The sequence below is a fragment of the Phormidium sp. FACHB-592 genome (assembly GCF_014695795.1).
GTDB lineage: Bacteria > Cyanobacteriota > Cyanobacteriia > Leptolyngbyales > Leptolyngbyaceae > Stenomitos.
In genome coordinates, this window is sequence record NZ_JACJOZ010000068.1 from 1 (window position 1) to 21,757 (window position 21,757).

Annotated in this window: 23 protein-coding genes and 1 pseudogene; 11 read left to right on the forward strand and 13 right to left on the reverse strand. The window is 49.6% G+C overall.

Translation table 11 applies throughout. The annotated features are described in order from the left end of the window. Positions 1 to 41 precede the first annotated feature (41 nt). The 4 genes from H6F86_RS17310 to H6F86_RS17325 all read left to right on the forward strand — a co-directional run bounded on the left by H6F86_RS17310 (position 42) and on the right by H6F86_RS17325 (position 3,389). On the forward strand, positions 42 to 887 hold the full coding sequence (locus H6F86_RS17310) for an ImmA/IrrE family metallo-endopeptidase (RefSeq protein WP_190449982.1): 846 nt from the start codon (positions 42 to 44) through the stop codon (positions 885 to 887). A gap of 61 nt (positions 888 to 948) precedes the next feature. Beyond that, positions 949 to 2,169 carry a saccharopine dehydrogenase NADP-binding domain-containing protein gene (locus H6F86_RS17315; RefSeq protein ID WP_190449983.1) on the forward strand — a complete coding sequence of 407 codons (1,221 nt, stop codon included), beginning with the start codon at positions 949 to 951 and terminating at the stop codon, positions 2,167 to 2,169. A 319-nt stretch (positions 2,170 to 2,488) separates the two neighbouring features. Further along, a complete protein-coding gene (locus H6F86_RS17320) occupies positions 2,489 to 2,641 on the forward strand; it encodes a hypothetical protein (protein ID WP_190449984.1) in 153 nt (50 codons plus the stop codon). A gap of 508 nt (positions 2,642 to 3,149) precedes the next feature. Further along, the gene (locus H6F86_RS17325) at positions 3,150 to 3,389 is read left to right on the forward strand and encodes a hypothetical protein (protein WP_190449985.1); all 240 of its coding nucleotides are present in this window, start codon (positions 3,150 to 3,152) and stop codon (positions 3,387 to 3,389) included. 417 nt (positions 3,390 to 3,806) lie between these two features. Here H6F86_RS17325 and H6F86_RS17330 read toward each other — a convergent pair whose 3' ends face one another. From H6F86_RS17330 to H6F86_RS17340, 3 genes are all read right to left on the reverse strand, one after another. Continuing rightward, the gene (locus tag H6F86_RS17330) at positions 3,807 to 6,470 is read right to left on the reverse strand and encodes a TIGR02921 family PEP-CTERM protein (RefSeq protein ID WP_190449986.1); all 2,664 of its coding nucleotides are present in this window, start codon (positions 6,468 to 6,470) and stop codon (positions 3,807 to 3,809) included. A gap of 44 nt (positions 6,471 to 6,514) precedes the next feature. Further along, entirely contained in the window at positions 6,515 to 8,011 is a 1,497-nt protein-coding gene (gene xrtO, locus H6F86_RS17335) for an exosortase O (protein ID WP_190449987.1), read from the reverse strand. Positions 8,012 to 8,326: 315 nt separating this feature from the next. Next, positions 8,327 to 8,716, reverse strand: coding sequence for a hypothetical protein (locus H6F86_RS17340; protein ID WP_190449988.1), 390 nt, complete (start codon positions 8,714 to 8,716; stop codon positions 8,327 to 8,329). A 370-nt stretch (positions 8,717 to 9,086) separates the two neighbouring features. Between H6F86_RS17340 and H6F86_RS17345 the strand changes: the two genes are divergently transcribed. Beyond that, positions 9,087 to 9,758 (forward strand): endonuclease/exonuclease/phosphatase family protein, encoded by a 672-nt coding sequence (locus H6F86_RS17345; RefSeq protein ID WP_347240576.1) that lies wholly within the window; start codon positions 9,087 to 9,089, stop codon positions 9,756 to 9,758. Here H6F86_RS17345 and H6F86_RS31925 read toward each other — a convergent pair. Next, entirely contained in the window at positions 9,706 to 10,989 is a 1,284-nt protein-coding gene (locus H6F86_RS31925) for an alkaline phosphatase (RefSeq protein ID WP_206756051.1), read from the reverse strand. The two genes, H6F86_RS17345 and H6F86_RS31925, sit on opposite strands and share 53 nt — an antisense overlap. Positions 10,990 to 11,418: 429 nt before the next feature. Here H6F86_RS31925 and H6F86_RS17355 point away from each other — a divergent pair, with 429 nt between their 5' ends. From H6F86_RS17355 to H6F86_RS17365, 3 genes are all read left to right on the forward strand, one after another. After that, on the forward strand, positions 11,419 to 11,574 hold the full coding sequence (locus tag H6F86_RS17355) for a hypothetical protein (protein WP_190449989.1): 156 nt from the start codon (positions 11,419 to 11,421) through the stop codon (positions 11,572 to 11,574). 187 nt (positions 11,575 to 11,761) lie between these two features. Continuing rightward, complete coding sequence (locus tag H6F86_RS17360) at positions 11,762 to 12,013, forward strand: hypothetical protein (RefSeq protein ID WP_190449990.1); 252 nt, start codon at positions 11,762 to 11,764, stop codon at positions 12,011 to 12,013. Between the two features lie 58 nt (positions 12,014 to 12,071). Next, entirely contained in the window at positions 12,072 to 12,314 is a 243-nt protein-coding gene (locus H6F86_RS17365; RefSeq protein ID WP_190449991.1) for a hypothetical protein, read from the forward strand. Here the strand turns inward: H6F86_RS17365 and H6F86_RS17370 are convergent. Beyond that, the gene (locus H6F86_RS17370; RefSeq protein WP_190449992.1) at positions 12,311 to 13,207 is read right to left on the reverse strand and encodes an ABC transporter substrate-binding protein; all 897 of its coding nucleotides are present in this window, start codon (positions 13,205 to 13,207) and stop codon (positions 12,311 to 12,313) included. The genes H6F86_RS17365 and H6F86_RS17370 overlap by 4 nt on opposite strands. Before the next feature lie 139 nt (positions 13,208 to 13,346). On the opposite strand from H6F86_RS17370, the gene H6F86_RS17375 reads away from it, so the two are divergent. Next, positions 13,347 to 13,643 carry a hypothetical protein gene (locus H6F86_RS17375; RefSeq protein ID WP_190449993.1) on the forward strand — a complete coding sequence of 99 codons (297 nt, stop codon included), beginning with the start codon at positions 13,347 to 13,349 and terminating at the stop codon, positions 13,641 to 13,643. Positions 13,644 to 14,497: 854 nt separating this feature from the next. On the opposite strand, the gene H6F86_RS17380 is transcribed toward H6F86_RS17375, so the two are convergent. Beyond that, the gene (locus tag H6F86_RS17380) at positions 14,498 to 14,881 is read right to left on the reverse strand and encodes a nuclear transport factor 2 family protein (RefSeq protein WP_190449994.1); all 384 of its coding nucleotides are present in this window, start codon (positions 14,879 to 14,881) and stop codon (positions 14,498 to 14,500) included. A gap of 196 nt (positions 14,882 to 15,077) precedes the next feature. Between H6F86_RS17380 and H6F86_RS31600 the strand changes: the two genes are divergently transcribed. Together H6F86_RS31600 and H6F86_RS31605 are read left to right on the forward strand one after the other, a co-directional pair. Next, positions 15,078 to 15,509 carry a hypothetical protein gene (locus tag H6F86_RS31600; RefSeq protein ID WP_199305346.1) on the forward strand — a complete coding sequence of 144 codons (432 nt, stop codon included), beginning with the start codon at positions 15,078 to 15,080 and terminating at the stop codon, positions 15,507 to 15,509. A 39-nt stretch (positions 15,510 to 15,548) separates the two neighbouring features. Further along, entirely contained in the window at positions 15,549 to 15,971 is a 423-nt protein-coding gene (locus tag H6F86_RS31605; RefSeq protein WP_199305347.1) for an AraC family transcriptional regulator, read from the forward strand. Positions 15,972 to 16,130: 159 nt separating this feature from the next. Here the strand turns inward: H6F86_RS31605 and H6F86_RS17390 are convergent, their stop codons facing one another. From H6F86_RS17390 to H6F86_RS17420, 7 genes and pseudogenes are all read right to left on the reverse strand, one after another. After that, complete coding sequence (locus H6F86_RS17390) at positions 16,131 to 16,454, reverse strand: GNAT family N-acetyltransferase (RefSeq protein ID WP_190449995.1); 324 nt, start codon at positions 16,452 to 16,454, stop codon at positions 16,131 to 16,133. Between the two features lie 417 nt (positions 16,455 to 16,871). Beyond that, positions 16,872 to 17,565 (reverse strand): annotated as a pseudogene (locus tag H6F86_RS17395) (IS6 family transposase). Positions 17,566 to 17,740: 175 nt separating this feature from the next. Then, positions 17,741 to 18,097, reverse strand: coding sequence for a hypothetical protein (locus H6F86_RS17400; protein ID WP_190449996.1), 357 nt, complete (start codon positions 18,095 to 18,097; stop codon positions 17,741 to 17,743). Positions 18,098 to 18,112: 15 nt separating this feature from the next. Beyond that, positions 18,113 to 18,682 (reverse strand): hypothetical protein, encoded by a 570-nt coding sequence (locus tag H6F86_RS17405; RefSeq protein WP_190449997.1) that lies wholly within the window; start codon positions 18,680 to 18,682, stop codon positions 18,113 to 18,115. Between the two features lie 63 nt (positions 18,683 to 18,745). After that, positions 18,746 to 19,003, reverse strand: a complete 258-nt coding sequence (locus H6F86_RS17410) for a hypothetical protein (RefSeq protein WP_190449998.1) — start codon at positions 19,001 to 19,003, stop codon at positions 18,746 to 18,748. A 69-nt stretch (positions 19,004 to 19,072) separates the two neighbouring features. Continuing rightward, on the reverse strand, positions 19,073 to 21,007 hold the full coding sequence (locus H6F86_RS17415; RefSeq protein WP_242033572.1) for a CHASE2 domain-containing protein: 1,935 nt from the start codon (positions 21,005 to 21,007) through the stop codon (positions 19,073 to 19,075). A gap of 24 nt (positions 21,008 to 21,031) precedes the next feature. Further along, a complete protein-coding gene (locus tag H6F86_RS17420) occupies positions 21,032 to 21,703 on the reverse strand; it encodes a response regulator (protein WP_190449999.1) in 672 nt (223 codons plus the stop codon). Between the last annotated feature and the right edge of the window lie 54 nt (positions 21,704 to 21,757).

Genomic DNA, 21,757 nt, shown 5'->3' on the forward strand with positions numbered 1-21,757 from the left:
CAAGATGACAATGCAGTAAGTCTTTGGAGGACACAGCGACTATGCCCTACCGCCATCCTGGACAGGCGTTTTTGTCGTGCTATGGCACGCTTCAGAGGGAACAGGATGTCTTAAGGTACGTCGAGTTTTTACGCCAAGAAGCTGGTCTGAACGATGACCCACCTATAGACCTAACGCTTATCTACAGCCACTTTGGCATCCCGACGCCACGACGAGCACCCTTAGATGAACAGCAGGGCATTCTGGTGGATAGCAGCACAGGCATCATTTTGATTAAAGAAGACGATCCACTTGTCCGACAGCGCTTTACGGAAGGGCATGAGCTGATGGAGTTGCTCTTTGACGCACAGGAGCAGGCACGCAGGGGTAGCTTTCTGCCAAACTGGAGCAGTGATCACAAAGAACGCCTGTGCGATCAGGGAGCCGCAGATTTGCTGATGCCGCAGGCTTCGTTTGTGCCCCGGTTGCATGAGTTGGAGGTGTCTTTGAGTACAGGACGATCGCTGGCAGCCCTCTACCAAACGTCCTTGCTGGCAACCCTGGTTCGCATGATGCAATATGGTGAGGGGGAACATGCGTTAGTGCTGTGGCACCAGGCCTTGACTCAAAAAGAAGCCGCTCAGAAACAATCAGCACGAACCACAGAGGCTCAAAAGAAAATGCGGATTTGGTGGAGTCTTCGTACAAGTGGTTGGCAGAGCGGCTTCATTCCCAAACATAAATCGATTGCCTCCGACTCGTTGATTGCCAAGGCTCTTTCTCAAGGACAGCCTTATAACGGCGCTGAGACGGTTCATTTCGGCTGGGGCGCAATTCAATGTCAGATTGAAGCAATGCCCTTGCAGTTAGGCAATAAACCTTGCGTTTTATCGCTGCTGCATTTGTAAGGGCAAAGTTTGCGGTTGTAAATCGTTCTTGACCATAACCATTGCTAGGAGTGCTGTTGTCATGTCTGAACGAGCCTATGATGTTGTCCTTTACGGTGCCAGCGGCTTTGTCGGTAAGCAGACGGTACAGTACTTTGCTAACCATGCCTCGTCTGAAGGGGTGCAGTGGGCGATCGCTGGGCGCAATCGTCAAAAATTAGAAGCCGTTCGAGCTGAGGTTGGTGTCGGGGTAGAGGTACTGGTTGCCGATAGCCAGGATCAGCAGGCGATCGATGCGATCGTCGCTCAAACCCGTGTGATTCTCAATACGGCTGGTCCCTTTGCTCTTTATGCGAATGCCCTGGTTGATGCGTGCATTCGGTTTCGCACCCATTACGTTGACATTACCGGAGAAACTCCCTGGGTCAAAACCCTGATCGATCGCTACCAGGCTCAGGCTGCTACTGATGGCACACGGATTATTCCCTGTTGTGGCTTTGATTCGGTGCCATCTGATCTGGGCACTTATCTGGTCGTTCGTCACCTACAACGAGAATGGGGAGTGCCTTGCAAAACGGTCAAGGCTTATTTTCAAGCGTTCGGCGGGTTCAACGGTGGCACACTGGCATCCGCAATGCATCTCTATGATTCATCAGGGGCAACCCAGATGCATGACCCTTTTTTCCTCAATCCTCCTGCCTCTCACTCTCAAGCCGAAGTTGATCGCAACCGTGATCCGCAAACGCCAACCTTTGATGCGAACCTCAACACCTGGGTGGCACCCTTTTTCATGGGAGTTGTCAACACTCGCATCGTCCGTCGTAGTAGTGCCTTGTACCAAGCATGGCAGGAACCTTATGGACCCGACTTCACCTATCAGGAGTATCTCAAGTTTGATGAGCCACTGGCATGGTTGAAGGCAACGGGTGTAACGGCTGGGCTGGGACTATTCATAGGGATGCTACAACAGCCCCAAACGCGATCGCTACTACAACCCATCCTGCCGAAACCGGGCGAAGGACCTTCGGAGCAAACGATGAACGAAGGTTGGTTTGCCTGTGCCTTGGTTGGCACTGCGATAGACGGGCGTCAGGTACGAGGACTCATTCGAGATCAGGGCGATCCGGGCAACCGAGCAACGGTCAAATTTGTGTGTGAAGCAGCCTTGTGTTTGGCACTACAAACCAATGAGTTGCCCGGTGGTCAAACACGGGGTGGCATTCTTACACCAGCAACCGGGTTGGGGGATGTTCTAGCAGAGCGCTTACGTCGGGTTGGAATGACGCTAGAGGTGAACTTATAGTTATAACTAGGTTGGGAACGCGCCTAGATTTTTCTTAGGGTGGTTGCAGTGAGCGTCCTTGCAACCCTGAGCATTCCTTAATTAGGCACAATGAAGCTGTTTCTTCGCTGTGGTAGGTCATCAGAGAACGAAAGCCGTCTGTCAAACTACTGGATTATAGTCAGGAGAGTGCCTCAGATCAGATTGTTCCCAAACCTACCATCGGAACACCTGCACTTGCATAACTGCTCCCTCACCAGCTTCAGTTGCATCGCTGCCATTAGAGACGCTTCAGGGTGTCATTGAACGCCTGACGTTTCATGCAGAGGGCTCTGGCTACATGATCGCACGGCTCAAGGTTGCTAGAGAGCAAGACTTAGTAACGATCACAGGCACCTTTGCCAATATCCAGCCGGGGCAGACCTTAGAGCTGACCAGTTTTTGGCGTAACCATCCTAAGTACGGGCTTCAGTTCCAGGTCACGCACTACTAGGAAACGAAACCAGCCGCACTCATAGGCTTAGAGAAATACCTGGGAAGTAGATTGATCAAAGGTGTATTTCGCGTTCGTTGATGGACTTCTGCCTCTACCAATGGCACCCCTGCCTATGCACATACAGCACGACAAAGAACCTCATGAGCTGCATTGAGCAGTACCACTTGATCCTGCTGTTCTCATTTTTTAGCAGTCTCCTGTTACTGCTGCCAAGTTAGCTCAGTTAACTGCGCTACCGTTTAGGCGTGAAGTTGAAAGCCACCCGTCCCGTCCGTGCCAAGCAAAACCTAGCAGCCCTTACGGCCTTTAAGCAAACCTCAGCGACGACCTCATCCTGCTCAAATAATATGCAGCGCTGCTCAGACCGGAGTTTGAACAGATGCGCTACTTTGCTCAGGACGAGAGTCGGTTTGGGTTGAAGATGACGGTTGGACGCTTAAGCACGAATTTAGGAGTCAAACCATGAGGCCGCTGGCAGTTCAAAGCTTTTTGGCTCTATGGAGCGGTGGAACCGACCACTGGAGAGCAGTTCTTTTTGCAATTTACCCATGTCGATAGTGAGTGTTATCAGCTTTTTCTCGACCAGTTTGCTCAAGCGTATCCCGATAGCCTCAACATGCTTCAGGTCGATAACGAAGCTTTTTACAAAGCTAAAGCGCTGGTGATTCCAGCCAACATGTCAGCTGTCACGCTATTTTGCGCTGGCGTCAAATTGATTGCGCTAAGTAAGAAGTATGAGAGGTAAACTACCTTTTACTTTAAGGTCTTTACATTTTTTTGTAGAAGGAAGCATTTTGGATTCCGTCATTGGCCTGTCAAATTAGTTGCGCCGCCTAGGCACCTTACGATAAGGGATTATAGCCTCTAGGAACTCTGTAAAAGGAGGTGTCAAATTAGTTGCGCTGTACCAAGCAGACGTGACTGAGTAAATCAAATGGCATGGTGGCTGTACGGTCAAACAAAGCGCTGCAAACCCTGTGGCAAACGCCCGTTCCACTAGGGCTTTGCTCAAGCCGCGTTCCCGATGCACAGAGAGCTGAAACCAGGGTAAGCAAACTGGCGCTAGCAATCAAATTGCGCTTGCTCTTGCGCCCAAGCAATGTCTACGCTGTAGCGCAAGAGCAATGGGTGCTAAGAGGATTCACATTACTACCAACCTGATTTAGTTGCTCTTGACCTGTCTGTAACCCCAGAGCATTCCCGCTCCAGCGAGCAGCAGCAGCCACTCAGTGGGTTCAGGTACAGCGCTAATATTCGATTGATTAGGCTGGGGCAGTTGTGAGTCTTCGACCTCCCGATTAAAGCGATCGGACTGTTTTTCTGCCTGCTTTAGCTCGTCGCGTTGTTGGTTGTTCACCAGCACCAGCATGGATGAGTAGGGTGTCACAATGCCGTACTGCTTAGCAGCGGCGTGAATGGCATCCAACTCGTTTAGCTGGTTCGGTTGCAGGTAATGGCTGAGATGAGTTGTCCACTGACGAGCAGCCAGCGCTCCAAACGCTTTCTGCTCAGATGTCGCAGTGGCTGTCGCACCATTTTTGGTGAGGAACCAGGCATAACCATCAACCAGATTTAAAAACGAGGTGCCTGCACCACGTGAGGGTTGGGTAGCAAGCCGTTGCATCACGGTTTGGACCTGAGTAGCAACGCCGCCGTCGCTGTCTTGAATTGCCTTTAAGGTGGCATCATCATACGCAAACGCCAGTCCACCTAAATGCACCAACCAGAGTGGGGCTGGCAGCTTTCCTGCTAGTTTAGTGTTGTTGTTCAGCTCGTAGCTGCCCGCATCGGTGATGACGAGAATGGCATCGTAGGGGCGATCGCCGCGCAACTGCTGGAACTGCGTCAGCATCTCTTTGGGCTGCACCATACCGTAGAAAACAGTGCTAGAGGGATCGAAGTTGCTTTGCTCCAAGCCCTCAAGGCGTTGGGGTTGAGCAGGCGCGATCGCCGTGAGATATAAATCGGCGCTGTTTTGTGGCAGGATCTTGTCTTTTAGCCAGCGAAAACTCTCTATAACCTCCGGTCGATGGGCTTCCATGCTGCGAGATTGATCGAGAATCACCGCAAAGCGTTTGCCCTGCGGTAGTTGGTAGCCGCTTTGAGCAACGGGTGTTGCCAGCAATTGGGCACCCCACGGCAGGGTCATTTGGTGCGAAGTCGGCGGTGTGCTCTCAGCAGGAAGCGTTGCGGGTAGCCACTGCTCTGAGGCACTAACTGTTTTACCGTTGACAAACCGCTTAGTTGCGCCCGTCCAGAAGACGTTGCGCTGTTCTCGCAATGTAGGCAACTGCCAACCTGACGGTTGCTTCAGCACTTTATATTGCAGCCAAAGAAACAGCCTCGGTGTCTCAGTTTGCGAACCAAGAGTTTGTGTCATCGCTGGCACTGGAAACGCCCGTAGGCGATACTGCTGCGGACCGACCTGCTCTAAAAGGGCAGGATCAACATTTCGCTGTACCTGGTTAGTATACACCTGTTGAGCCGCTCCGCGAGGCGCGATCGCAAACGGGTATTTCTTCGGAACCTTTGCTTCATCACTGAGCCACAAGCCTGTAATAGCAGCACTTTCTGGCAGCGAGAAATAGTAAAGCACTTCCTCCGGCAGGGTTGTCTTGTTTTGGTACACCTCGTAAAGCTCTACGTCTGCCCAATCGCCCTGCGGTGTAACAGTAAGGTGCTGTGACTCCAGCCATACCCGTTTCTGGTTGATATCATCCAGCCCTGCTTTTGCCTCACTCCGGTTAAAGGTAGACTGCAAGGCTTTTTGGATGGTAGCGTGTTCGCCCCGCAGAATGGGCGTATCAAAAAACTGGGCGTAGAGTTGAGCTGCTTTGTCAATGTCTGCTGCGGTGCCCTGGTAGGTAAAGGGAGCCGTTAGAACATTGAAGCCCTTTTGGATCGTTTGGGCGATCACGGTGGGAACGCGAAGATTACTTTGGTAATAGTCTTCCATCGCACTGCTGTTCGATCGCGGATAGCGGTAAGACGAGAGATAGGCATTTAGCAACCCACTGCGAATAGTGTCCGACTTTTTCAGCACAGACTGCCGCTGCTGATCAGTTTTTGGGGCTGGGTTTAGCAGACGGAAGGCGGCAATTTGTGGCTGTTGCTGCACCAGCAAAAAGGCTCCTAGCCCAACCGCTAAAACGGTTCCTATAAACGCCCTTACCTGCCAGGTGCCATAGCGAGTGCCCAGTTGCTTGAAGATACTGTGCAGCGATCGCCCATACATGACTGAGATGCCAAGCGGCAAAGTACATAAGCCAACGATCACAAGTGTCAAGGGCAGCATGATGAGTGCGTAGGGCAGCACGCTTGGCAGTGCCGCTAGCAGATTCACCAGGGTTGGCGGCACGTAAAAGCTCAAGATTGCCGTGGCGTACAGCGCGATCGCCAGCACCATTACTTGACCAGCCAGATGCCAGAGGTTCACGCGCAGCCAGTTTTCTTGCCGATTCAGCAGCCAGTGCCCGGTGATGATCGTGCCCAATAGCAGCGTCAGCAGTAAAAAGGTGGTTGGCAAGGTGAGATCGCGCAACCAGAAGAAGCGCGTCACGCAAATCAGCAACAACGGTGCTTCGATGCCGTAAAACAACTCAAACAGCGTCGCAGGTTTTTGCATGCTGTTACGGAAGCCCGCGATCGTACAAGTCGTTGGTACGCCGACTAAGCCAACAAATGTTAGCAGGAAGTTGACTGGCACCTGCCCGGTGACTGCATCGCTCAAGAGCATTAACCCCAAAAAGGGCACCACTCCCAGGTAGACGATCGCCAGTAAGGTCAGATTGAAGATCCAGAAAAAAGCGACAAAGAGGGTATTCATAAGTGAGAGGATAGGCGGCGGATACAAGTGTCCAGACCAAAGACTCAAGCCTTTTGTAGAGTCTCACCGAGCGACCGATAGATGTCCGTTACCAACACTTGCAGCTTTGGATCATCTGGGTTGTGGAATTGGTCAAACAAAATCGAAACCAGTGTCCAGGACGATTGCTGTCGCGAAGCTTCCTGCCAAAACCGAGTCAGAAAATCTCCTGTGGTTTGATCCGGTGCTTGAAACCAGTAGACAGCCGTTTGGGTTCTGTTATTTAAGGACAACCAGCGTGCCAAGGGTCCCGCAACAAATTGCTGTGGAGCGATGTGATCTAGGTGAAATCCACTGCCAATTAAACAGAGTTCGGGAGCGTGATGCGCCTGCAAACTGGGACTGCTAACTAACAGAACCGAGCCAGTGAGTCCTTGATAAGTGAAGCGCTGCTTGTGCGCTACTACATCAGGATGGTTGGCAAAAAAGCTCTGCTCAGTCGGTGTCAGTGGAATCGTTTGGGTCTGGGTTGCGATCGCCCAATCCAACTTCGTGACAGCAGGTGGAGCCGCAGGAGCAGGGGGATGAGGAATCAACGCGAGTGCTAGCAAGCAGGCGGCAAGCAGAAAGGGGAGTTTTGCGTCTGCAAGCACGTTGTTCTCCTGGTGATCGTTTTGTCCTGAAGCCATTGATCGCGGCACCCAGCGCAGCAGTAGCAAGGTGAAACCGCAGGCCACCACAAACGTGATAACTCCCAAGGGCACATGCAGTATTTCTGCTAAAGTGGCCTGCTGCCATACGTGTGCCACCAGCACCAGCGTCAGCACGCGAGCGATGTTAGTGATCGCTAGCAACCCCAAGTTTGCGATAAACACAACTAACCAACGTAGCCCAAACTGTCGCCGTTCCAGCCAGGTCGCCATCAACAAAAAGAGCGTACCTGTCCACAAACTTTTCAGCCCACTACAGGGCAAATCGACCTGAGCAATACCCGTATCGAGCACAATGATGTCCTCTGAGGACAAAGCAGCGACGTGCCAAGTTCTCAGGAGAAGCTCAACTGTGTGAGCAGTCAGAATACGGGCTGGAAACCCTAGTCCAGTGCTGTATTGTACTCCAAACGGCACCATAACTGCGATCGCCGCCCCAATGGGTAAACCCTTTCGCCAAACAGTAGACTCTAGAAATAGCCCCAGCAAACCATAAGTACCCAATAGTGCAAACACTACAGGCACCTGATCAAGCATGAGTAGCCACTGAGCAGCAATCATGCCGATGGCACTGCTCAGCAGCAGCAGTAGCGGACTCCAATGAAAAATTGGCACGGCTGAGAAGCGGAACTGCTGCCGATGGCGAACGCCTTGAATGAGCAAGAGTACGACCCCAGCCAGCAGCATAACCTGGTTAAACAATGAGATTTCTTGAACTGTTTGGATCAGCCAGCCCAGCGTAGCCCTATTCAGCAACAGCCAACTCAGCAGCAGGACCGCCGTAGCTGTTCGTTCTAGCTTGCTAAAGGTCTGCGATCGAGTAGCCAGACGCATTAAATGATCGCTGGTCATGCAGGATTCCTTCCGATTTGCTTAGTGACTCAGTGCGAGTAGACGACACCAACGGCGATAAGTAGACCCCTAAAAAAATAGTGCGTCTGACTTCACGGACACTGAGGGATATTGCGGAAAGTCAAGGCAAAACTACACTAATTTGAAGGCTCTATGAAGTTTGCGTAAAGGGCTTAAGGCAGAAGGGAACAGAACTGTATGTTAAGAAGCTTTGTGAAAAGTGTCTGGCGGCCGAAACCGTAACAACGAAAACATAGTCTGCGGTCGTAGACTACCTAAATGCAAAGTTGCAACCTGTGTCGAAGCACTAGCAGTTTAATACCTGGACGATGAAGACGTTTGGGTGCGCCGACCGGATCTGTAGCCATAGTTGGAGTCCGAATAAACAGAGCGCATGGTTGCGTTATAGCCAGGCGAAGAGTACACCGTAGTCGTCACACCACCGTTAACCCTTTTCACCACAGACCGAACTCCCGTGTGCGAGCGAGACGAAGCTGGGCGGCTGTAGGAGGAACGTGTTTGGCTCGAACGGCTGGCAGGTTGAGTGCGGCAGAGCGATTGCCTCAGGTCGATGACTTGCCCAGACGCAGTGGTCATGTAACAAGCACTATCAGACTCCACTGGTAAAGCCTCGGCACGCAAACCAGTGAGCGTCATTGAGGCAAGTCCAACAGCGGCAGCGATTGACCAAAGATGGCGGTTCATGAAGGCAGCAGGTACAGGTGCTCTTTAACCATGCACCTACAGAACTGCTACCGCTAGTCCGACTGCCGAGCCTTCACAGAATTTTCATTGACCCATGTTTAAACGAGCACGCGATCGCTACTACCAACGAGATCGCTCACCGCTAACCCTGATGAGGCTGAAGGAGTCGAGAGCCAACGAGTCGCAACCATGTTTGACCGCACCTTCCGCATCGAGATTGAAGCCTATGCTGGCTTTAAACTCGATCACGGTTCATTGTTAGCCGAGAGTAGTCTGCTAGGAAGGAAAAGACTGATCAGGCGATCGCGCTAACGTTTCGGTAAAACTACTGACATTGTTAACGGTGCGTTAGAGACACCTTAAAGTTCTTGTGAGATTGGTAAAGATTGGTACAGAAAATGGCAGCGCTCTTTGTAGCCCTCAGCAAATTTCTGACTTCACCACCGATTCCTTTACCCAGGACACCGCTATGGCAAGCGCCCCCATTCGTTTTTCCCAGTTCAATGCTTCACTGAACCGCAACGCAGAGGGACAGCTTGTTTCTGATCTGTCCACGCCAAACAATGCCCAGGTAAAGGCGGTGGCTGAAACAATCCAGCGCGTTAACCCCGATGTGCTCTTAATCAATGAATTTGACTACGTGACTGCTAACCCGCTTCAGCCTGTGCAGCTTTTGCAGCAAAACTATCTCTCTGTCAGTCAAAACGGTGCCACACCTGTTGAGTATCCCTATGCTTACATTGCGCCATCTAATACAGGTGTTGCCTCTGGCTTTGACCTGAACAACAACGGTGCTGCGGTAACAACTCCAGGTGCGCCAGGGTATGGCGATGATGCCTATGGTTTCGGTAACTTCCCCGGTCAGTTTGGCATGTTGCTGCTGTCTAAATATCCGATCGACACAGCGAATGTGCGAACCTTTCAAAACTTTCGCTGGCGGGACTTACCAGGAAACTTGCTGACGAACGACCCAACTGTAGACAAGCCTGCTACCGCCGTGAAGAAAAACCTCGGTGGCTTCTACACGGCAGAAGAACGATGACATCATCGGAGTGATCAAACCCGCGCACACTGTTGTCTAGCTCGTTGAGAAAGGTGACCGAGTTGCGGTTGAAGATTTGCTCTAAATCCCACTCCGCATCAAACACGTCAAAGCTGTCTTGAACACTGCTTTGACCATCAAACGCAAGGTTTCCAAGGTTCACAGATGCTCCAGTAGACTGGCTCAAATTGTCCAGGTTGTCCAATTGAAAATTCCGTAGAATGGCGCCTGTATCGGCAACTCCCTCAAAACTGACCACTAGATCATCGCCGTTCTGAGTCAGTATCAGATTGCGAGCGGTCAAGTCTGCACCTTTAAATTGGATCGTGTCTACTTCCGCGATCGTGTTTTCTGAAGGATTGGCACCGCGACCAAGCCCGCCGAAATTTACTACGGCTAGATAGCCCTCGCCTGCCGCCACTTCAGCCGTCCTGGCTCCACCCTCAGCCTTGACCACTGCCGAAAAACGCACTCCAAACAATGTTTGGTACATAAGGCGGTAAATTTCGGTGTTGTCTAAAGTGCTAGGCAGCTGTTCAGCATTCATACCGTAGGTTTTGGAAACAATGCTGCCAGGGAAGTCGGGTGTGCCGACCCACCCAACGGCAAAATTTCCCATGGCACCATCCAGACTAGCCATCGACGTGAATGGTCTCCAGGGAAAGTCAGCGCTCGCCGTGCTGCCATTCACACCATCCAGAAAATTACGAGTTGTGTTCGTCGTTGGGTTGACGTTGATAAAAGGCACTTGAGGCTCACTGTCGAGTAGTGCCGGGGTACTGGTGAAATTTCCGGTCGGACGGGCATACGGCACATACTGGACCACCTGTAAACCCCCGGCATCGCTGTCGGCAGCCGTAATCACCAGCGTGTTGGGATCTTGGCTATCAACGTAGTCTATGGCAACCCCGATCGCCACATCGGCTCGTCGAATCGCTTCCACCGCGCCAACCGCATTATTGTTGTTGGCAAAGTTATCGCTACCTTCTTCCTCAACCACTGCAAAGAAGCCATCTGGGTCTTGCTTGAGGATTTTGAGCGATGTATCCAGCATTTCAGCCACCGTCGGAGCGGTGGCGACGTAGAGCGGCTGTGGATTTGCTGTGTTTAAACCAAGTGCTTCCTCAGTGACATCATCAAAGGTATGAATAGCCGCAAAGACACCCAGAAGTTTCTGGGGTGGGTTTGATCCACTCACCGCTGCATTCATTTGCTCCTCGGTGTAGACCACTGTTGTGAATGAGCAGAAAATATAGCGCAATTTGCAAATGAGTTGCGCAACGAGTGAGAGCAGCTCCAGTCTAGTGTTCTAGCTTCTGATCAGTTGACATCCAACTGCCTTTAAGGAACAGCCATTGGAAGTAAATAGAACCCTGCAACGCGCACAGGTTTCAACTTTATAAGCTTGTGCTACCTATTTGCAAATTGCGCAAAATCTTTTGCTCAGTCACAACAGTAGTTCGGGTAGGTAAAGCCCAGGGCGGGCAGGAGAACGACTGTTCAGTCCCAATACCGACTCGAGCGAAAGAACGATACTGAGACCCGTGAGTGAACATGCGCCATGCTTGAACTCCAGCGTCGAGCGCGAATGCTTCGTTCGACCATCGGACTTGCCCTCGATCTCGACAATGATCTCGTGAGCCGTCTCACTGCCCCGGCGATGGCTGGACGATTCGTCAGTCACCAAGTCGAAGCGTACATCCGACGCCCCGGTAGCGGCATGGAGACTCGTGATGTCGAACGTGGAAAAAGCGGTGGCAGCGAGCGATCGACCGTCAACGGCTTCGATCTTGCCCTTGGCAGCATCGCCAGATAGCCAGACACGCCGCCCACCCTCGAATACTAGTGCGGCAGGAGCAGCCCCGTGTACCCGCTCCATGTCTTCGAGCGACGCTGGACCGGCAGGATCTTTCTCGTCGAGGATTGCGCCTATCCGCCGGATGGCTAGTGCAGCTACATTTCTGGCGCTGCACTAGCCATCCAGTGACTGGCGAGCACGACGGGTGCTGCGATCGCCAAGTCCGTTTGGGACAGCATCACTTTTGCCTGTTCCACCCGCCGATCAAGAACCCCGCTGCAAGCAGACGGGGTATGGAAGCAGATTTACTCCCGACCCCAAGGAGTCGGATTGCAAGCTTGACGTTTCGCCGCAGAGCGGCGGGGAATATGACCCATACTCGATTAAAGGGGTTTTTTATACGCTGTTGCATGTAGCGATCGCCTTTCTGCAAGGGGTAATGGAAGAGCCAAAGTAAACTCGTAATGCCATCTAATTGGGCAGAATGATTGGAGTACTGTAATGGTATTCGCAGCATGACTTTAGTTCCTCCTCTAGTTCCCCTTCAAGAAATTACTGAATTTCTTCAGCAGCTTACTTCGATTCCATCGATTGAATCGGAGCAAGCGATCGCCACCTTTGTCTTTGAAAAACTTGCCGCTCTTGGATTCGAGCCACACTTGATTGGAGGACTAGAGCATCCTTCCGTCATTTGTCATCATCAAGTTACAACTACAACGAAAACAATCTGGCTGGAAGCACGCCTTAATACCGCTTAAAGAGCGAGTAAGTTAGTCCAGTAGGTGGTGACGGGTAAGCAGTTGGCAATCTGCCCAGTATGGTGCATCCAGGTCTGTAGTTGGTCGTAGTAGTCAGTAGTCATCGCAAAGTCATAAGTGAAACAGGGAACGGTTGCCTGATAGATAGCTTGCCCGATCGCATCATCAGCATAGGCTCCTGTGTGCTGGTTATAAATTGCCTGTGCCGCTTCAGGCTGCTGATGGATGAAGTCAATGCCTCGTCGGAATACCTTCAGGAAAGCCTGGAGTTCTTGCCGTCGCTGCTGCAATAACTCTGGAGTCGTGATGAAAATGAGTTGACAGAAATCTGGAATGCCCCAATCCTTGAGGGCAAAAAACTGAGCATCATAGCCCCGAAGCCGAGCTTCAATCACTTCAAAGTTGTAGAACGCTAGCGTTGCACAGTCTGCTTTGTTGTCAATGAGTGCGTCTGTGTGGAAGAAACCATTGTCTACGGGGGTGATAGCATCATCAGTGAACTGACCGCCATCCGCCTCGATCATCGTTTTAGCGATCGCCTTTCCTAAAGCTGAAGGTGCGCCGGGGTATTGCAAGCGCTTGCCCAACATATCTTTGGGGCGCTCAATCCCTTGCCCTGCAAAGTACATGACCCCACCATTAGTGTGTAAAAACCGCGCCCAACCAATGACCGGATGACCGTTACTGCGATCTTCAACTAGATGCACTGGCTCCGTAATGGCAATATTGAGCGTTCCGTCCTGGATCTGGGTGATCGCATCAATGTGTTCGGATGGTTCAACTAATTCCAAATCGATATCTAGATCTGCAAACCATCCCTGCTTCAACCCCACCAGCAGAGGCACATGGTCTGGATTCAAAAACCATTCCAATCCCAAGCGTAACTTAGCCATTAGCCGCCAACTTAAATTTATAAGATCGAAATTGTCTTTCTAAAGCTTACCGTCTTCCAGACCCCTGACCTCGTAGAACCGATGACTAAGCCCTAAGTACAGGACAAAAGCTTGTGAAAAGTGAGTAGAAGAGGATTTCATGAGAATTACCACATTCGTCCATAAAACCCTCATGCATCAGGTTACTCTACTTCGAGATGCTTTGTGCCCTCGCTTGACCTGGCATGGAGCAAAATTAAGCTTTTTGGCTGCGTTTCTCATTGCTCTGTTGCAGGTGAAAACGGTAAACTTTTCCGAGTTGGCTACAGGCTTCAGCGGTAAGGCACAAATCGATTCACACTACAAACATCTGCAACGCTTCTTCCGCTCCTACGAACTCAATTACACTGAGATTGCGCAAACCGTTGTTGCTCTGATGGCTATTCCAGAGCCTTGAACCTTATCGCTGGATCGAACGGAGTGACCTTCGGCGATTGTGTCTTCAACATCCTGATGCTCGGGGTCATTCATGAGGGCGCTGCCTTTCCCCTAGTTTGGTGTCTGCTCGACAAGCGAAGCAACTCTAACAGTGATGAACGCATGCGGTTATTCAACCAGTTTCTAGAACGATTCGGTGAACGGTAAATCACTTGTCTGACGGTTGACCGGGAGTTCGTGGGCAAGGACTAGTTTGAGTATCTGCTGCATGATCCACTGGCACCCTTTCGGATCCGCATTCGAGAGAATCATAAACTGAGCGGGTAGTTCTAATGTACGGTCACTAGATATATGACGCGGGTCACACATTAATGTCGCAAGATGTTCCCAAGCTAAAAAGTTTGCAGCTTATGCATCATAGCTTCTTTTTTTTTGTCCTTGAGACCCAAAAACACTGTCGCGTGATCGATGTCGTCTTCCTGAGAGCCGCGCGATCAACGTCGTTGCTTTGAATTCAATTCATTGCATGGTCAATGTCGTTTATCCCAGTTCAAAGAAGTTTATAAATTTTCCAGGCTAAGGTTTGAGCAAATCGGCTTGGAGTTACCTCATTTTGAGGTGTGCAAAATTTCACGAACTTGGTTTTTTGCACAATTTGGTGATCATCTTTAACCACGTGACAACAGTTTGAATCTACTGAAGGGTGAGAGTGCTAAGAACAATTGACGTGGCTCAAGCAAATGATTCAGCTGAGTTTGTTGCCGAGGTCTCCGACCAAGTTTATGGAAGCAAGCTTTGGCATGGCTGCTTCAGGGGATGCAAACATTACCGATCGTTTGTCCTTAAAAAGTTTTTGCGACACAACCGGCGTTGTTAGGCACCAAGTCCGGATGATGAAAGTGGGCAGACTTCCATAGATTGAATCAATCCATCTTTAAAGGTGAAACGATGACCAACGTGCTCATCTGCAAGCACAATTCCAGCCAGATCGCGCACGACCTGATGGACCTCGACCAAGACCTGCCCACCCTCCACCGGGTGAAAGGCAACTGGCTCATCATGCAGATTGATCTCGCTCCATTGCTCCGTCCAGTAAGCACGGATTTCCTCATGTCCATGGACAAAACCGCCTTTGAACGCTCGCGGCAAAGCCACATCTGGCGTCATGAGGACGAGGGCGGCAGCAGCGTCACGCGCGTTAAAGGCCTCATACGCTGTACGTAACAGCTCAATTTCTGGTGCAGGTTGATCTGGCATAAGCGGTAGGTGAAAGAGATGGAACAGTGTCTAACTTGCGATTGGACGAATTTTTTTCCTTTTATTGGGATGCTTGTTACTATCGCCTTTTGTGGACGTTCCTACACTAGTCTTAGCCTCAACCTGCCGTCTCATCCAATTCTGCTAAAGTTATCCCAATCCTACTTGGGGTGTGAAATCTTGATTGGGTAAATCTATGGTGAGTCATTCAACCTCCACACTTGACTTTACAAACCAGGAGGAAGCAGCGCGAGTGCTGCCACAAACACCCTTAGTCGCTAGCTATCATACGGGATGGAAAGGGTTAACCTTCCTCCACTACTGCCATCCTCCCCATAAAACGGTGGAGCATTGCCTTCTACAACATTCACTGGTGATCACAGATCCCAAAAGTTGCTTTCAGGCAGAGCGTCGTTTGGATGGCAAATTTAAACACTACGCCCACGGTAACGGTCGCGTAGATGTTATTCCAGCCTTTCTAAGTCATTGGACAAACTGGGATCAGGAAGTCGAATTTTCGGTGATTGCGATTTGTCCAACATTGTTGAATCAAACCACTCAGGAATTGATGCAGCGTGAAATAGAACTGATTCCACAGTTTTCGATCGCTGATCCGGTCATCCAGTAATTAGCCCTCGCGCTCAAGATGGAAATTCAAACGGGTTGTATGTCTGGCAAATTGTATGGCGAGTCATTGGGAACAGCGCTTGCCGCTCGTTTGTTGCAGAACTATGCAGTCAGCAAACCTTCGCTTGAGTTCAAAACCGATGGTTTACCCCAGTCACAGTTGGCGCGAGTCATGGATTACATAAAGACCAATTTGGCACAAGATTTGTCGATTTTGGATTTGGCGAGCCTGACCAGCATAAGCGAATCTCACTTTAGCCGATCCTTCAAGCAATCAGTAGGCATTGCGCCTTATCAGTATTTGATGCAACAACGTGTGGAACGAGCTAAGCAATTACTGAAACAGCCAGCAATTTCAATTAGTGACATTGCTCTAAATTGCGGCTTTGCAAATCAAACTCATCTAACAAAAGTCTTTCGCCAGATAACAGGGGTGACACCCAAAGCTTATCAAAAGCGATGACCCAAAGTGGTTTTTGAGGTCACAATCTACACACTGCAAAATGTAAGCCTAACGCACAACTCACCTGCCGCCGGAGCGGAGGAAGCGAAGTGAGGAACGAACTGAAGCTACTGGGGCGTAGGCGGTCAGGTGCAGCGCCTGTGCTGTTTGTCGGTGAGTTTAGGCGCGTTTCATCTTGAAGTGGGTGTCATCTTCACCTTCGACAACGAAGCCTAGCTGCTCATAGAGCTGTCGTGCGGGATTCACTTTCAGCACTTGCAGAGTCACAGGCTGCTCCTGCCGTTGAGCTTGTCGGATAATTTTCAAAATAATGAGACTGCCAATGCCTTTGCTTTGGTGTTCCGGCAGTATTTGGATGTTGCCAATATGCACTCTATCTTTCTTGTCATCCACCTCAACGCGCCCAATCTCGTGACCGTGCAGCACGATAATCTGGTTGGCTTCAGATCGGAAATGCTGCTTAAAATAGCTTTGCTGCCACACCTCATCCCAGCCCTAAGTCGCTTCGATGTAATCATGCATAGTTATGCCATGTAAGGCATACAAGAAGCCGTAATCTTTTGGTGTAGCAAGGCGAAGTTTGATGACATCTTCCATACGCTTTAGTTTCGCCTTCAGCACTGCCACGCGCAAATAGCACAACTATGTATTCACGGTCAGATCTGCTGAATAAGCACCCTACTTCCCAGACTTATCTGTCAGATCCACAGGATGCTACCCTCCTTATAAGGAACTATACAGAAACTTTGCCGGTTAAGTTCGTGTTTTCGAGGCGTTAACCATCAAAAGTGATGGTTAATCCTGGAGATTAGGGGTGTTATCTAGCATTGTTGATGGATAACACCCCGGTTCTGCCGCAAGAATTTCTAATGATGAATGAGCTGCATCATTCACATTGCTCTACGTAGCAATGCCAAAGATCGATTCAATATACAATGTTCCCTGGTTTTAGCTCTTTCACTTGTCCTTTTCTAATCATACTTAGCGCTTCCATCCCGCTTAAGGTCATCCTCGCACTATTAAATGATTTGAATCCTATCATCGGGTTCACCATCCGCGTGATGGTTTGATGATCTTGCTCAATGACGTGATGCAAAGACTGGCGCTGCCTCAACTCGGCCTCCTCAGCGCTCGTCCCTTCTTCCTTGAGCGCATCCATTGCTACTGGGTAGGCGACATTCTTGTCCACAGTGCTGACTCGCGGAGCTTGCGTGTGCTGTGTTTTGAGCACCTTGCGGAAAAAGCGGGCGGCTGCCTTGCCATTGCGCTTTGCACTCAGTATGCAGTCAAGCGTATTACCCTCTGAATCAACTGCTCGGTACAGGTACTTCCACACGCCCTTGCTTTTGATCTAAGTCTCGTCCACCCTCCATAAATCATTGGTCGGCTTGAGGCAAGGACGAATGCATTGGTCCAACACTGGCGCGTACTGCAACACCCTATGATTGATCGTCGAGTGGTCTACCGCCACCCCCCGCTCCTGCATCATCGCTCCTAAGTCGCGATAGCTGAGGGAGTAACGGCAAGACCACCGCACATTGAGCAAGATGATTGCGGGCAAGAAATGCCACCACTTGTAGCTTACTTCCCGCAGGGTACAGAGCAGGAGTAGACATTGGAGTGGAAAAAAGCAAGGTTAAGCTTACCAACCTTACCATTGACCAATTTTTGCGACACAACTAACAAATCTATAGCACTACTAATTCGTCCGATCGATCGGTCTAGCTCTACGAAATCGGGGGAGCTGCAAAGACTGTAAATTTAGCAATCTATTTATTCAAGGACGACTGAGCGTTCTTGATAGCAGATTGAGCCAATACTGCATCCTCTAAACGCTTCACGCCTTTTGATAGAAAGTCAGTGACAGCGCGATCGCTCTGGGCACGATCAACATCAGTAGGGGGTGCAAATACAATTGTTAGGGAAATGCGATCGCCCAAAGTTGAAACTCCGACGACTCGTTCTGGAGCGTTGCCAGACAAAACAGCGGGGGCATAAAGTGCTTCAATCCGAATCTTGTCGTACTGTTGCGGGATCTTAATCAGACCTAGATTTGTCACCACCAGATGAAACGTCAATTGCTTCAGTATCTCAGCGAACGCAGCAGTGTCCGGTAAGTTTGCCATTGTTGCTTGCCGCCGCTAGGAATCCTCGACCAGTTGTTCAGCCATATCAGTTTGTAAAAGTTGGGATTTGACTGATCGAGCCACATTCCAAAAGGCAGAATTTGGCTTAAGCGAATGAGTCGTCATACCACTGTTAACGTAAAGCCCAACCGCATCAAGCATTGGTAGGGAGAGGTGTGATCGCACATTCACCGGATGTACACATTGCACTGGATCGCTCGATCGAAGAGGTTGTTGCATCAAGGCAAGCAAGAACGCAGCTGTGGTCTGCTCGGCTCGACTGCGTTCAATCAGTTGCTGTGTCAGTTCGGCAGAGAGCATCGCCCTGCGAACATGAGGTTGGGGACGACGAGAAATAGTGGTTGAATAATGGACACCTTCACCCATCACTTCTGGAGCGGGTGCAAGCCGAGGAAACACTTCTTCCAAAGATAATGATGTAGACAAATCAAACGGCTCAAAGGTTTTGCCTTCTAGTGCTTGCACAATATCTCGCAGCAGGTAAATGCTTGACGTTGCATCTGCAATTGAGTGATGACAGACAATGATTAGTTCAGAGTTGTCTCCCGCTTGGAGTAGCACCATTCGCAGCAGCGGAGCAACCTGCTAATCAAGCGAATAAGTCATCTCTAGTTCGAGTTCTCGTTGCTAGTGCTGATCATCGATTCTGGAGACCCACTGCACTGGAATTTCACCATCGATTTCGACAAACTTCGGTCGTCCAATCTCATCTGTGACGATACAGACTTGCAGCAGTGGATGGTGATGCTGAACCTGCCGAAGTGCGATCGCGAGTTGGTTCGGACTAAACTGCCCCTGTAGTTTCGCGACGATCGCAAACTGTAAGGGATGGAGCTGGTCCCAGAGCCAAAACCAATGTTCAAACGCACCTAAATACCGTTCCATGAAAGACTCCTAATGAAGGGCAACGAGGCTAGATGATTTTCCAACTGTTCAATTAATGGGTGAAGAAGCCTAACTTCTCCCTCTCAAAATCCTGACCTTGAGGTTACGTCCTACACGAAAAAGATTCCAGTTTCTACCTGCGACCAGCCAAGTTAACTCACACAAAGTTCCTTTTTCTCCAAGAGACTTTCGTTGAAACTTTCCTCTCAATTTTCTCGCTATATCTAGACACTGTTTAGTTCCCCGCCCCTCAGAGAACGAGCAAATACCGACCCCATTATCTTTAATGGTCAAGGTGTACCAGCCTTTGTTTTGCTTGCCAGTAGCACTGAGACGGGTTAAACCTTCTGCATGCTTTCCTACATTGCACAGCCCTTCTTCAAGAAATTGACAGAGTTCCCGCTTTTGCTCGAGACTTAAGTATTTCTCCTCAATTCGATCGAACGAGTAAGCTTTAACTTTGAGTGTTTTAAAGTAGGGGAAGTTTCGCTGAAGTGTATGGCTGTAGACTTCATAGAACAGGTCGCGAATTGGCAGCTTTAAGTCTAGAATTAGACCACTGCCAAGACGGAGGCTTTCCTTTCGATCGAGCGCTTCTCGTTTCAGGTATTCGCCAACTTCTCTGATTTCGTAGTTCAAATTCTTCAGTTCTTCGAGTAATCGATATTGTTCTAAATCTTGGTCTTGGACGTGCCTCAATATATTGGCTAATGTTTGCAGAGGTCCGTTATGGATTATAGTAAACGTCCGTTCAATGGTACGTTGGCGGATCTCGATCTGAGATCTCAAAAATCGGACGTATTGATAGAAAGCACTCAAGATTGCACCATTGATGCCCAAAGTTAATAAAGCAGGCGCTACTGGAATCCACCATCCCCTGACGATAAAGGCATAACCAATTCCAACTAAACCTAGGCTAGCAACGGCAACATATACGAGATTTTTTAATGGAGATTGAGTTAGCCGACCCAGATAAATTGCTAAAGCGCCCCAACCAATAATCCAGAGATATTCCCAGCCCTGCGACCATGTCTTTAAAACAGGGCGTCCGTCGAGAACTGCGCTAACAATTTGGCTAGCAACATGGGCATGAAATTCTACACCATAAATTTTCCCCGGCGGTTGTAGATTAGCAATCGCAGAGGTATCGACAAAGTCTTTAATACTAGGAGTCGTCACCCCAATGAGAACGATGCGATCGCGTAGCACATTGGGATTACCCTTTCCGGTCTCGATGTTGTTAATATCTTTAAGCGATAGGGTGCGAAATCGCTGCTGACCGTTGCGGTAATTAAGAAGTACCTGAATACCAAAATCATCAGCACCTACATAGCCGCCGGGATTCAGGGAAAAACGAGGGAGTTCAGTGGAACCAAATCGCATCGCTTCGCGATCGTGAATACCATTGGTGAGTTCCATGCCTTCCACCTTAAGATACGTTTCTGCCAGTCGTAAAGGCAGGGACAAAGCATATTTTTTACTATCTTCAGGTCTATACGTTCCAAGGATTGCACGCCTAACATTACCATCATCGTCGGAAAGAACATCGACAAACCCAATTTTTTCTGGAGGTAAGGTGGAAGGAGGCTTAATAGCAACGGGCAAAACTTTTTCAATTACAATTAGATTTTTGATGTCTTGAAAGGTTGAAACTAGTTCCGTATGTCCGGGTTCGACGGGTATATCCCTAACAATATCAAGACCAATCACTCTAGGTTGGTATTTCTGCAACGTTCTGAGCAGTTTGGCAATTTCGCGATCGGGGATAGGGTAGTTTCTTATCTGTTGGATATCCTCCTCATTAATTCCGACAATCACAACTCGTTCGTCGATCGGTTCCCAAGGTCGTAGACGGAGAAAGGAATCAAGCGTTACCCATTCTACCAATTGCAACGCCCCAGTCAGGCGAACGAGTATGACCAGTCCTATAGCAGCAAGTCCTGGTAATGCTCCTGCAAACCAGATGGGAATTTCTTGTTTAAACTTGCTCCAAAGACTTAACAACAGTTCCTTCCTTAGCAAAATGGCTCAATCAATAAACCCCTCTTCTCTAGCTTGTTTCTCCGTTTGGATGCGAAGACTCTTGCCATCTTCAGGGTAAACGCCTAAAACGTCTTGAATTTTAGTCCAGTAGTGACGGATTGTTCTAAGGGATACATTCATGCGATCAGCGATAAGTTTATCTTCTAATCCTTCTTCGAATGCTAGATTGAGTACCTCGATCCACTCTGGCTTAACTTCTCCTGGTGGCATTTTTAGGTCTTTGGTGTGGGTGATTCCTTTAAGGGCTAAAGCAATTCGGCTCAACATCTCTTGGCTGGAAAGTCCTTTGTCGGCTACAGTGAACCCTCCTTCGTGAGTATCAATGTCTGGTTTAATTCGCACCAGTGCTTTGACATAACTGCTCTGCACAACCAGATTGAGGGTGGGATAGTTTTTCATTAAAGTCCCCAGGCTTTTAATGCCTTGATTGATTTCGGCAGTGCCTCCAGAGGCTTCTGGCAGGGAGAGGTCTACAACAACTAAGTCAGGCGAGAATGCTTCAGTTTGCTCGAGTGCGTTCTGAGTGGTTTTAGCGGTGAGAATTTCAGACTGTGGGTAATGCTGTTTCAGCAGGTCGATCGTTCCATTCAGGATTAGTTCATGGTCATCTACCACAAGTATTTTGAGCGTCTCTTGTTCTGGTGAATTTTGGCTCACGATTAAACCCTTTTGACTTCAGATCTCAGTTCTCAACATTTGGAACACATCAGA